The following is a 13125-nucleotide window of genomic DNA, read 5'->3' as shown; positions in this document are numbered from 1 at the left end:
CCTCTCAAGGCATCTCCTCAAAAAAACACTTGCTGAAGAGCCTGCTTGAAATGCCTGTCCTTATAATTACCTGTCCTTATAATTAACGGTTATCGAGCAACGAAAAAAGCCTCTGGAGACCAGAGGCTTATGCTGTTTAGGCTTTGACGTCCATACCTTGCAGTTTAAGATCAGTCATGGCTTTGACGATCTGGGGTTGGTCGACAGCGGCTTGCCCACCGATGGTGTACGTTCGCGGTGTCTTTTGGTCTGTGCCATATTTAAATGCGATGCTGCCTGCATCTCGCTCCATGTAAATATTGGCGGTACTTGAACCGCTCACGAGTGGGGTTGGTGCACTAAATCCTTCTTTGTGTTGTCCTTTTTCAAAGATAGTAATGGATTTGATGCGGCGGTTTTCCGGATTTTCCAACGCAGCTTTCACTTCGTTCAAAGAGACTTTTCCTGACACAAACTCTTTTTCTAGCTTCTGACGCACATCGTCTTTCAGCTCAAGTGTAATACCAGCATGTGTGTTTGGATTAGTGCGAGCCTTATCCAATACCGATGCAAAGTTAGGGTCTTGCTGCATCATCGCGTGAATTTGCTCGGTCAGATCATGACGATGTGATGGCGCGACAAGTGATGTTAGAAAATCGACCATCCCCAGTTTGTCCAAATGGGCTGGGTTGGAATTGGTCACTACCATTTTGGTGTCACTGATAATATCACCTTTATTTTGAACCGCTTGCTGTTGAATATTCACTTTGTGCAGTTCGTTAAGCGCTGAATGCTGACCATCGTTATTCGCTTCGCTTTGACCAAAATGCTCTTGCAGTGAACTTAATTGTTTCTCTGGTTCACTTATCTCTTTCGCATCTTTCAGCACTTTTTGGCTTTTGGCGTCAGGGAACGCGCCGCTTAAGGTATCGCGCAGGCCATCCAGCGTCTCTTTGGTCACAGGATCTGCGTGTTTGGTTTTGAGTTCTCCTTTCACTTTTACCGAGTTATCAATTGCGGCTGTCACGCTAGCAGCGATTTTGCTGGTAGCCGGCAATAGGCCATTTTTATCCTTGTGGCTTATCCCTGCAGTGATGTCGAAACCTGCCCCTGCGGTGGCGGTGTTAAGTAAACCGTGCTTAGTTGCCACGTTCACTTTGGCGGTATCAATGCTGTGTGATTGGTAAGAGTCTTTGTTAGCACTTGCGAGGTTAATCCCAGCATTGACGCCTGCACTGGCCCGCATAAAGGCGCTAGGGTCGCTGCCTTTTTTGTTCAATGCCAAACCAAGACGACCATTGATGTTTAGACCTAAATCAAGGCTAAAGCTGGTCTTTGTACCATGAGTGTTTGCATGCTCTTGCCCTTTGCTAACGAGATCTTGTACGGTCAATTTGCCTGAAGTAAGGCCATCAATAAACTGGTCGATATCATGTCCCTTTAAGCCAAACGTTAGCTGGTGATCTTCCACTTTACTCATGTTGGCGGTTAACCCCGCGCCCGCCATGATGTCAGGGGTTAACGTTTGATTGCCATTATTAAGGGAGGTTTTAAGATCGGCCGGAGACTTGTCCAACATATGCGGTAGTGCGTTTTTACTGATACCAAATGTGCCAGAAGCAGAAGGCCCTAAGTTACCGCTGATGGTGACTTGAACGCCGTCGTCTTGACCGTTGAAATCCAAGGTATAGTTACGTTTTTCACTCACCCCTGCGGTCGGGAACATATTAACCGCATGGCCCATTAATGGTGTCGGAATGAAGGTGACAGACGCATCGACGCTGTAACCGCGAGTCATGTTGACGTCGTCAGACGGTTTCATTGAATGCAGCAACGCTTTAAGTTGATGATTGAGTTCCGTTTGATCATTTGCTTTTAGGGCGGAACGCGTAATGACGTTCACCCCGTTATCTTTATCATGCATGGCACCGATAAAGTACTTGGTCGCATCATAAGCGGCTTCTGCCTCTTTGTTGCTACGTAAACCTTGGTCGCTGGCCTTTTTCACTGGGGTTTGCTCATAGCCTTGATTCGCTAACTGCATAAACTCTTTTTCGAGCGAGCTTAAAGCGTCTGTCCCCTTAAGAGTGCCTGTCCTTTCAGCACCAGTTCCTTCAGTCGATTGGCCTTCAGCAGATGACGGCGCTTTACTTGAAGTGCCTGTCCCCACATCGGTGGTAGATAGGCCTTCAGCAGATGATGGCGCTTTACTTGAAGTGCCTGTCCCCACATCGGTGGCTATCGATTCGGCTTTGGTTAGAAGCGTGTCGAGCTTGCGCATCGTGAGGGTATCCAGCACCAAGCGTGATTTCACCAAACTCATTTTGTCGTTGGGATCGCGTTGTCGACCCAATGGCACATTGGTTTTCTCATGGCTCATATCAAGCTTTAATGCGGAAAATGAGGTTAGCATTTTTCCTGGTACCGATTCGGGAGATGAGGGCGTGTGTTTCCACAAATTCAGTAATTCATTACTGAGATTATGACCGGAGCGATTGGGGTTAAGTGTTTGTACCGCCGCTTTCGTTGACGACGGTTTATAGTCAAACTTCAACGCGCCTTCTTTATCTATGATGCCTTGATGTTTACCCAATGCAGTTAATTGATGTTCAGCGCTGGTCTCAACTTGCTCACGTAAATTCTCCATCGCCGCTTTCAAAGCATGGCCTTTTTCACCCAGATCGAGTTTTTCTAAACGACTTTTAAGGTCAGCTCCTTGTAGCGCTGGCTTCACCACTGTGGGTAACTGTTTGTGCTGTGCTTCCAGTTCGGTATAGAGCGAATGTTGCTGTTGATAAAGCTCTTTTAATCCTTCGCGGCCTTGCCATTTATGTTGCACGGAATGCCCTAAGGTTTGTAGTGGTCGAGGCACCTCTAGCGACGGTTTAAACACGTGAGCTTTAAGACGGGAAGTCCATTTGCTATTGATTTGCCCACCTTCTGCACCTGACATGCCGCCCATTTGCGCTGTCACGTTGATTTGTGTTCCGTGTTCGGTGAGACGCGTTCCTTTAGTGGCTTGTGACAAGCGAGCAAACAGCTGATCGCGTTGGCTTATCCCTGAGGCGTGCGGTTCTGTATGACCTTGCGACCAGTTATCTTGACCTAAAGAGAGTGACTGGTGTTTGTCATTCGTGAGGGTGATATTGCGCTTATCGTCGACACTCAGTTGATGAATCTTACTGCCTTCTTCACCTTGCGGTACGGAGACTTTCTGCCATGTTGCTTGCTCATCTGGACGAAGTTTGTTTTGCCACTGATCTTTATCCAAACGGAATAGGTCGCCTTGGTCGGTTAGGGCATATAAATGCTGATCTTTATCGACAGAAAGCTGGGCAATTTTACCTTCAATCCCTTTTTGTGACAGGGTCGAACTTGGCTGCACGGCCTGCGATGTGCCTGAATGAAGATGAGTATGAACGAGGTCACCATCCTCTTTTAGTACCACGTGTTGATTGGCGTTAATCACGGCTGCTGCGGTTAACTTACCTTCTGGTAAACCTTTAGGTCCATCTCCCAAACTGACGTTGCCTTTGGTTTGATGCAGAGTGAATAAGTTGTTGTCACCAAAGCTAATCGCGTCAGATTTTTCACTCAGTGTGATTTTCTTCAGCTTGCCGTTTTGTAACGCATAGGCTTGGCCATCATTGCCGCGTTGAAGCGCATCAATATCTTTTGCTTGTTCACGCCAAGTTTGAGTGTGGGGATCTTTGGCGTAAAGGGTTTGCTCATGCAGGGCTAATTTGCCTTGTTTACCAAAGTCTTGCACATCGAGTGTTTGGTTATCTACGTGACTCAACCCTTGAGTATTATCGACGTGTAATACATCAGATAGGTTCCAGCCAGTGGTGAAGTGATTCTTGGCGCTGTCCATCGGACAGCTATGCTGCTGGCCGTGGTTATCTTTGACGAGTAAGCCAATTGCACCGTCGTCGCTATGCAGAAAGCCTTCTAACTTGATGTCTTTACCCAGTGCTTGATGCAGATGTTCTGGAGTGATTTCGCTGAGTTCAAGGCGTGATTGATCGGCTTTAGGCAAATCAGCCTTGAGCAGACGGTTTTCTTTATCGATGGCAAACAGATGCTGGTTATCAATACCAATCGACTCTAAATGGAGTGGCGGTGTCTCACCATCGGTTTCCACTGCGTTAGCTAAATGTACCGACAGCGATTGAGCCTTGTCTGCGGTATCTGAGATCGAAGAGTAGAGTTCGATGCTGCCGGGCTTATTTTTTTCATCATCTCCTTTGAAAAGCAGGGCAATATTGCCTTTTTCATTGACACTGTAGCCATCGATATTCTCTTCTGATTTAGGTAAGGAGGATTGACCGAGAAGAGTGAGCTGCTTTTTATCTTCGATGCCATAAACGTCACCGCTGGCTTGGCTCGTCAATTTACTCACGTTCTTATCGGTTTGTTGCCAAGTGCCATGTTCACCAATCGAGAATAATTTATCGCGATGCACTCGCCACAGGCTGCCCTCTTTGTCTTTATGGATACCGGTTAGCTGGCTCATTACATTGCTTGATGGGGTATGTTGCTTTTCGAGTGTGTGACCATCGAGTTTCAGTGATGGGTTAGGCAGCGATGAACTGCGATGCAGACCAACCAAGTTAGATTGAGTATCTGTTGCTAAGAAAATCACGCGACCTTTTTTGTCTTGTAGCCACTGCTGAGCGCCCTCATCTTTTGTGTGGTGCGCTAAATAGTTTTGCTGCGGCTTACCTAAAGTGTGGGAAAGAAGCGTTGATACACCCGGAGCGGTTTGTTCCCCGATGCTTAATTTTCCCTGAGCGAGTTTAAGTTGGGGAGCGGCGAGAACATCGGCTGCGACAGGTTTGGTTGCGGATTGAGTGTGAGTGGTTTTATTCGCAGCGTTGGCGGCAGAGCTTTCGTTCGCATGATGAGTTGCATGACTTTTATCGGCCGCAAAAAGCGCTTGCAGGCTGGGACGCTTCGCGTTGCTCGTGACAGTCGCTTCTTGTTTGATGGTTTTCGTTGAAGCGTTGTTCTCGGGTGTTGATGAACTTGATGCTGATTTTGACGAAGCTGCTTTAAATAGGTCTTGTAATGACGTGCGTGGTTTTTGCGCTTGCTTGGCAAGCGGCTGACCATCAGGTGCGGCAGTTTGCTGACTTAAGTTTTTGGGAATTGGTGCCTGTTTACCCTCACTGGCGAGGGTACTCACCTGTCCGTGTTGCGATGTGGCTGATTTTTGTACCAGTTGTAAATCGGGTCTGGGGGAGTCGTGGGCAGCGGCTTGTGTTGCCTGTAGTGCCGCAATATCTAACTGGGCGGAGTTATTGATCTTCATAAGCTATCTCGTGTAAATGAAACGTGTGACTGAAGGGAGAAAGCCTCTGACAGGGATCAGAGGCTGCTTGGATTAAGCGATATTGAGTTGGCCTGATTCAGGAAGTTTGTACATGCCTTTGACGTTGTCAGTGCTGACGTTAGTGGCATTCACTTTGACGGTATTACTGTCACTTTGAACCAATGCGTTGTGACCGTTAGAGGCTTTCACATTATTCAAATTGATTTCCCAATCGGCTTGTTGTCCGCCATTGGTTCTCACTAGCTTGCCAAAGTCATCAGCTTGCACGTTATCGAGAGTTAAAGAGCCTGCGGCGTTCAATTGGAAGATCTTGTCATCAGCGCCTTTCGCACTGCTATTTTGAATCGTTACATCGCCACTTTTTTTCATGGTAAGAGCATCTTCACCTACATTGGTCCAGTGCACGTTATCGACGGTGGCATCGCCTTTGGTGTGAACCCCGTCAGCGCCATTATCGCCAATCACCACGTTTTTCAACGTTGCTCCATCTTCAAGCACAAACAGTGGTTTTTGGTCTTCGGCTTGGTCGCCTTTACCTAGCTTGCTACTGGCGGTAAAGGTTTGTCCTTTACCATCAAAGGTTTCGCCCGCTTTCACCACAATCGTTTCATCTACGACGTTAGGGCTGCTCGATGCGGTAGGGAACATATTAACTGCGGAGTTACTGGTGTTGTTGGCTTGCGTTGCAGTGTCTGTCCCCACATCAGCAGTTGAGGTATCAGAGGTTCCGCCTAGGGAAGTGGAGTTTGTTGTTGCAGAGTTATTTGAAGTGCCTGTCCCCAGAACGTTACCGCCTAAGTCACTGTTTTTAGAGCCTGTATCACCAAGGCTTGTGGTGCCTGTCCCCACATCGCTGGCTCCCGCACTTTCGCCATTACCACCAGTGCTTGCTAAAGCAGCAGGCGAGGAGAAGGTTTCTGGTTGGGTATCCATCATTTTGCCCACTTCTTGAGTGAGTGGTGAACTGGCTTGAGATAGCTGACCGCCACCGTTGCTGCTATCAGACATCGAACCGTTCAATAGGCTATTGGTGAGCTGCTGCATGGTGTTGTCGGTAGACGATTTGCTAGAGAACGGATCTGATGATGAAGTGCCTGTCCCGTTATCGCTTGAAGAGTTGCTTTGTTTCATCATTTCCAGTGCAGCCATGATGAGCATAGCGAGCAATTTTGTGGTGGTATCTTGGCTGCCTGAGGTGCCTGTCCCCATATCGTTGGAAGTAGAGCTTGAAGTGCCTGTCCCCTTATCGATGGAGTTGTTGCCAAGTGCGGAGCTTTGTTGCCAGTCCGATGAGTCGGATAATCGAATACCTAAGTTAATCATGAAGTAAGTTCCTTTGGGCTAGAGAGTAAATGTCATCTTATTTGGTGATCCCAGACGTTTGATTCAGTCCAAGAAATGGTGTTCAAGGTACGGGTTTCTTCCAAAGTGCGATGTGCCCATTGTGTGGTTAGGCAGTGCTCATTAGTTCCCAATCTGGTGGCGTGAAGAGTAATAAATTGGCGCGTGGAACCATATGCAACAAGTTTATACAAAATGGAGAAAAAGGAGTTTCTCGCATGAGTCCTATTCATTCAATTCATTCCTCAGCGGCTTCTCAAGTTTATGACGTCGCCGATGCTTCATCTTCTGCCCGTAAGACCGCCTCTTCTTCGTCAAACGAGGCTGATCCGACCCATTTAAAAGCCAAACTAAGTCCGATTGATCGCATGATGGCGCGTTTTCGTGGTGAGCGAGTGGCGTATCAACTCAACCAACAAGCGGAGGCGAAAACCACCCGAAGTGGCGACGTTCGCACTAACCAAGCTGCCAAGTCGACGCCGATTCTGAACGCTGAATATCAGCAGAAGTTTAAGGTGCACATGACCTTGTTTAAGGATTTTGCCGCGATAGTGAAAAGTCTTGAGCAGCGAGGCGAGCCGTTTTCCCACCAGCAAAATCTGCAAAGAAAAGAGTTTTCTGAGTCCCTAGCGCAATTGGAGCAGATGGCGCCGATGCTATTGGAAGGCAAAGGTACGCCAGATAATCGCAACAGTTTCACTGACATTAAAGCCATGGCGCAATACGCCAAACACGATGTGTTGTGTGAGCGTAATGTGGTGGCGCTGCTGATGGATAAGCCGAAACAGATTCTTCCACTGGTCAATAATATGGACAGTTTGTCGCTGTTATCTAAGTATGTGAAAGATCAGATGGGCAGCATGGCGCACACGTTGAACAAGTCTTCACCAGAGGTGATTCACTTTTTAGCGCAACGTAAAGCAACTCTCGATCACCGTCTTGATGGGGCGATGTCAGAAGCCGCGTTGCAGCAAGATATTACGCAAATGCTCGGCAGTGCGGTGGAAGGTTTCAATCAAGCCACGTTAGATGCGAGAGGACATGGTGCGAAAGGCTTTCTCGCCAAACACAGTAAGCTTTTGAAAAAGATGGGTGTGGATGTCAAAACACCTGCTGAGTTTAGTCAGCATGTGAAGCAGCGAATTGAAAACCAATATGGTCGACTATTTGAAGTGGGTATCAACAAAGATAAAACCTTGAGTGTCTCGGTTAATCCTCACTCTGCTGGCGCTTTACCCACCGATGATTTTGTTAAAGCATTAGATGATATCTACCATTTAATGACCAAAAACTACGATAAAACCGCAGTAAAAGAGGCGATTAAAGCCAGCCCTGATGTGGAATGGCACAAGGACGCTAAAGGTGAAAAGGTGCTGGCTTTAACGGAGCAAGCGACGGAGCGTTTAACCGATGCACATGCCAGTGAACAGTTGTCTCCGCAAGATAAGCTCCAAGCGACCGTATTACGTGGTGTTGATGACCTAAAATTGAGCCATTTGAAAGTGGGTTTACAGCAAAGTTTTCAAGACAGAGTGGATGAGATAAAGCAGAAAGCCGACAGTTGGTTTAATCTCGATTCACGAGTTGCTGGCGGCAAGGCGCTGATAATCGATAGTTTGATGAAAGATTTAATGGACAGTGACACTCCTCAGCAGATGCTTAATTTGACCCAAGAGGCAGACAGTATGCATGACCAGCTTTGTGACAGTTCACCTCTTATCTTAAATCGCGGTAAAACCGGTGAGCTGATAGATGATATGTACAAAACCATTGCTCGTTATATGAGTGAGTAACGGGCAAAACATCCCCCGACGCAAGACGACGGGGGAGGTGAATCTTTTACATAAACAGCATTTTATACAGACTGTAAAGGCTCATAAGCGCCATCATGATGGTGATAATCCAGCCGATAGCAGACAGAATGATAGGGTGTTTGTAGTCACCAACAATTTTGCTTTTGTGCGCCGCAACCAGCATGGTGCCTAAGGTCACAGGTAGGATGAAGCCGTTAATCGCACCAACTAACACCAGCAGCATAACCGGTTTACCAATCGAACAGAAAATAAAGGTCGAAATCACGATAAAGGCGATAGTCACCCCTTGGCTGTGACGTTCAATTGCTGGGTGTAAGGTTTTCAAGAAAGAAACCGAGGTGTAAGCCGCACCGATAACTGAGGTAATCGCTGCTGCCCAAAGCACCAAACCAAATAGCTTGTAACCGACGGCGCCAGCCGCGTGTTGGAACATAGACGCTGGTGGGTTACTTGGATCAAGGGTAATACCTTGGCTTACCACGCCTAATGCTGCCAAAAACAGCATGATGCGCACCACCGAAGCCACACTGATAGCAGAGATAGAGCCGCGAGTGACTTGAGGAAGTGACTCTTTACCTACTACTCCGGCGTCCACCAAACGGTGTGCACCAGCAAAGGTGATGTAACCACCCACTGTGCCACCCACGAGAGTGACGATGGAAATGATATCCAGTTTCTCAGGTGCAACCGCGTGATAAGCGGCTTGTGCATAAGGAGGCTGAGTCGAAAACAGCACATACACAATCATCAGAATCAGTGCGCCGCCCATTAAGATGGTGAAACGGTCCATCATGCGTGTCGCATCTTTCATCACAAACAGCGCCACAGCGATCACCGCGCTCAGTGCAGCCCCACCGATAGGTGAGATATCAGGAAAGAGTACGTTGACCCCAAGACCTGCACCCGCAATGTTACCAATGTTGAAGGCAAGGCCACCTAAGGCAACAGCCGCTGCGATGGCAATGCCTAGCCCCGGTACAAGGTCGTTAGCAATATCTTGCGCACGCTTTCTAGCGACAACGATGACGCGCCAAATATTGAGCTGCGCACCGATATCCAACAGGATGGAAATTAAAATAACGAAGGCAAAACTTGCGCCTAAGGTTTGAGTAAAAACAGTGGTTTGAGTAAGGAAGCCCGGTCCCACTGCTGAGGTTGCCATAAGAAATACGGCACCCATGATGAGTGACCAGTTAAAGCCGGCTTGAGCTTTGGGCGTCACTGCGCTGGTGGCAGCAGAAATGACTTTTTCTGACGACATAATGTAACTCCTGTAAAGTTCGCTGTGACAATCCGGTCACAGTGGTTTTGTGAACAAGGTGACATCACCCTTTCACACATCTTGCAAACAAGGTGGCACTAAAGTGTTTGAGTGAGCCACTCTGCTGCACGGTGTTTGGCTACGTAGTGATGGAAAAACTGCTGCTGGAGGCGGCGCTGCTGAGTGGCCTTCTCCAACGTTGTTTCCACAAAACGTACCCGAGTTCCTGGCTGACATTGAGCCAGTTTGCTGAGATCTTTGGTGGTGACGCATCCCATCTTGGGATAACCACCAATCGTTTGTCTGTCACGCATCAACACTATCGGTTGACCATCGGCAGGGATCTGAATCGCTCCAAGCGCAATCCCTTCGGAAATCAAATTCTGCTGGCGACACGTAATGGTATCGCCTGATAAACGATATCCCATCCGGTCACAGTTCGTTGTCACGGTATAGTCAGATTGAAAGAAGCGTGTGCGTTGTTCGGGAGCAAACCACTCATACTGATAACTGCCGATCATGTCGATCACGACGTCTTGGCTGTAATGAGGAATAAACTCTGGTGGAACTTGATGCAGACTACGCGCATTGCAAGTTGGGTAGTCAATCTCATCGCCATTTTGTAGTGCTGCGCCATGGCGAGCGAGTCCGCCTAATTGATCGCGAACGACCGTTGTCGCGCTATTTAAAATGGTCGGAACGGTAAAACCGCCTGCCACGGCTAAATAGGCGCGAGTGCCAAAACGTGCACCACGCAGAACCAGTACATCATTAGCCTTGGCGTGATAACTCTGCCAAGGCGTTAGCGGCTTATCATTTAAGCGCGCTCCCATGTCTGCACCGGTCAGTGCAAAGGTGGTTGGCTTGGTAAAGCAGGCACGAAACTGACCCATAGTAATCTCAATTTGTGGTGCATTAGGTTGGTTTCCTACCAAGCGATTTGCCCACAAAAAGGCATGTTCATCCATTGGACCGCCGGGGCTCACGCCAATATGTTGGTGTCCTTGACGCCCCAAATCTTGAATCAGGCTCAACGGACCAGATGAGAGTAGGGTTAACATCAGGCGATCTCCTTATCACTCTGCGGCTTTTTTACGCGGGTTTCCTTGTGCGTGGTTTGCGGCAGTTCACCGCCGAGTTGCAAAAATTGCTCCCGGGTAATGGGCTTAAAGGTGACCTTAGCGCCCATCTCAAATAAGGTCAGGTTATCTCGTTGATAATCAATAAGATCAATCGGTGTTTTGCCAATCACTTGCCAGCCACCGGGCGAGACTTTGGGATAAATCGCGGTTTGGCGATCGGCTAAGGCAACACTGCCTTTGGGAATCGATAACCGCGGCGTTTTTTTGCGCGGAATCTCGATGCGGGCATCGGTATTACCTAGGTAAGCAAAGCCAGGCGTAAAGCCAATCGCATACACGCGATAGGTTTCGCTACTGTGTATGGCGACGATTTCCTCAAAGCTCAGGCCAGTATGGGCGCAGACATCATCGGCATCCAAAGCGACCTCTGGTCCGTAGTACACGGGAATTTCAATCTGCGCACTTTGTTGGCTGTGCCCCTCGAGCTCATCGATCTCTTGAAGGGTTTCTTGCAAGGTGGCAAGGCACTCTTCCATTCCAATCGACATGATATCGAAGGTCACCAAAACCGAGGTGTACGAAGGCACCACATCGATTAAGGCTTGTCCTAGCGCAGAACGAATTAGTGGCACGGCGAGTCCAATGCGATCAGCCACTTGCGCGTTAATCGCATCGCCAAAGTAGAGGATCAACGAGTTTTCATTCACTGCGCTCATCTTCATAATGCGTTCCCTTTCCCAGATCGCAAAATGTCATTAAGCAGACGCGCTGTTGGCACTGCAGCTGGGCCATCACCGTGGATGCAAAGGGTATCGGCATGCACTTCAATCGTTGTGCCATCGAGGGTGGTCACTTGGCCAAATTCAATTAAAGAGCGCGCTTGGGCGCCAATGGTCTCAAGGTCAGTGTAGGTAGAGCCGGGAATAGAACGCGCTACTAAGCGACCATCTTCGTCATACGCTCGGTCAACAAAGGCTTCAAACCAGACGGTAATACCACGGTTATCTGCAGCGGCTTGGTATTTGGCGTGATTGGGCACCGCCATCACCACCAAAGGAAGTTCGGGCGCAGCTTGCTGCATCGCTTCAAGTAAAGTGATAAAGACCTTATCGTCTTTCATCATGGTGTTATACAGCGCGCCATGGGGTTTGACGTAACTGAGGGCAACGCCTTCACTTTCACACAAGAGTTTTAGCGCACCAACTTGATAGATAAAAAGCGCTTTTAGTTCAGTGTCGCTAAGAGGCATCGGACGGCGGCCAAACCCTTGCAAATCGGCATAACCCGGATGAGCACCAATGGTGACGCCATGTTTTTTCGCTAGCCGAACGGTTTCTAACATGACGGTTGGGTCAGAGGCATGCATGCCACAGGCGATGTTCGCCATATCAATGAAAGGCATGACTTGGTCATCGTGGCCAATGGTCCAGTGACCAAAGCTTTCGCCCATATCGCAGTTAATTTTCATCCTTGAACTCCTTTTACTTACAGCACCGCTAACGCATTACTCAGTAGATCGGTAATCAACATTTTGCCCGGAGAGTGGGTGATACAAAAAGGTGGTTTGCTGTGACGTACCACGTTTTGTGGTGTCACGCCACAGGCCCAAAATACCGGCACTTCACCAGGATAGATATCGACCGCTTCGCCGTAGTTTGGCTTGCTAATATCGTCAATCCCAATCGCTTGTGGGTCGCCAAAGTGCACTGGCGCACCGTGTGCTTTGGGATAACGGCTGGTCACTTGCACGGCGCGAATCGCATCTTTGGGGGTAAATGGACGCATTGATACCACCATGTTGCCACTGAATTTCCCCGCAGGCAGACAGGCAATATTGGTATCGTACATTGAGACATTGGTGTTTTGTTCGATGTTACGAACTTTCAATCCAGCTTGAATCAAGGCTTCTTCAAAAGAGAAAGAGCAGCCTAAAGCGAAGATCACCAAATCATCCCGCCACAGTTCATCAAGGTCATACACCGCTTGGGTAAATTGACCCTCATGAAACACATGAAATTCTGGTACATCACGACCGATATCGATGTCATGACCCAGTTCAGGAATATAGCGACTCCCAGGTTCAGACACGCCAACCAGTGGGCAGGCAACTGGGTTTTTTTGACAAAAGAGCAGGAAGTCATTTGCCCAGTCTGCAGGCAAAATCAATAGGTTGGCTTGTAGGTAACCTTTGGCTAAACCACTCGTTGAACCGGTGTGATCCTTGGTCCGAATTAAGGCGCGCACTTGTGCGGGAGTGAGAGACTCAAGCGATACTGAGGTATCTAGCTTATCCATATAACCAGTCCTTGGTTC

8 protein-coding genes are annotated in these 13125 nt (G+C 48.3%); 1 reads left to right on the top strand and 7 read right to left on the bottom strand.

Annotation, left to right across the window (positions count from 1 at the left end; all coding sequences use genetic code 11):
• Nucleotides 1–136 precede the first annotated feature (136 nt).
• Both JCM16456_RS11900 and JCM16456_RS11895 read right to left on the bottom strand, forming a co-directional pair.
• Complete coding sequence (locus tag JCM16456_RS11900; protein WP_068714607.1) at nucleotides 137–5293, bottom strand: AvrE-family type 3 secretion system effector; 5157 nt, start codon at nucleotides 5291–5293, stop codon at nucleotides 137–139.
• Nucleotides 5294–5365: 72 nt separating this feature from the next.
• Nucleotides 5366–6637 (bottom strand): pectate lyase, encoded by a 1272-nt coding sequence (locus JCM16456_RS11895; RefSeq protein WP_068714605.1) that lies wholly within the window; start codon nucleotides 6635–6637, stop codon nucleotides 5366–5368.
• A 236-nt stretch (nucleotides 6638–6873) separates the two neighbouring features.
• Here JCM16456_RS11895 and JCM16456_RS11890 point away from each other — a divergent pair, with 236 nt between their 5' ends.
• Nucleotides 6874–8448, top strand: a complete 1575-nt coding sequence (locus tag JCM16456_RS11890; protein ID WP_068714603.1) for a hypothetical protein — start codon at nucleotides 6874–6876, stop codon at nucleotides 8446–8448.
• A gap of 46 nt (nucleotides 8449–8494) precedes the next feature.
• On the opposite strand, the gene JCM16456_RS11885 is transcribed toward JCM16456_RS11890, so the two are convergent.
• From JCM16456_RS11885 to JCM16456_RS11865, 5 genes are all read right to left on the bottom strand, one after another.
• The gene (locus JCM16456_RS11885) at nucleotides 8495–9730 is read right to left on the bottom strand and encodes an NRAMP family divalent metal transporter (RefSeq protein WP_068714601.1); all 1236 of its coding nucleotides are present in this window, start codon (nucleotides 9728–9730) and stop codon (nucleotides 8495–8497) included.
• 98 nt (nucleotides 9731–9828) lie between these two features.
• The gene (locus JCM16456_RS11880) at nucleotides 9829–10791 is read right to left on the bottom strand and encodes a 5-oxoprolinase subunit C family protein (RefSeq protein WP_231894405.1); all 963 of its coding nucleotides are present in this window, start codon (nucleotides 10789–10791) and stop codon (nucleotides 9829–9831) included.
• Nucleotides 10791–11534 carry a 5-oxoprolinase subunit PxpB gene (pxpB, locus tag JCM16456_RS11875; RefSeq protein WP_068714598.1) on the bottom strand — a complete coding sequence of 248 codons (744 nt, stop codon included), beginning with the start codon at nucleotides 11532–11534 and terminating at the stop codon, nucleotides 10791–10793. The genes JCM16456_RS11880 and pxpB overlap by 1 nt, the downstream gene beginning before the upstream one ends.
• A complete protein-coding gene (locus JCM16456_RS11870; RefSeq protein WP_068714595.1) occupies nucleotides 11531–12280 on the bottom strand; it encodes a 5-oxoprolinase subunit PxpA in 750 nt (249 codons plus the stop codon). Before JCM16456_RS11870 ends, pxpB begins: the two co-directional genes overlap by 4 nt.
• A gap of 17 nt (nucleotides 12281–12297) precedes the next feature.
• A complete protein-coding gene (locus JCM16456_RS11865; RefSeq protein WP_068714593.1) occupies nucleotides 12298–13107 on the bottom strand; it encodes a putative hydro-lyase in 810 nt (269 codons plus the stop codon).
• Nucleotides 13108–13125: the final 18 nt, after the last annotated feature.

This window comes from Vibrio tritonius (assembly GCF_001547935.1).
GTDB lineage: Bacteria > Pseudomonadota > Gammaproteobacteria > Enterobacterales > Vibrionaceae > Vibrio > Vibrio tritonius.
This window is presented reverse-complemented; position numbering and strand designations above follow the sequence as displayed.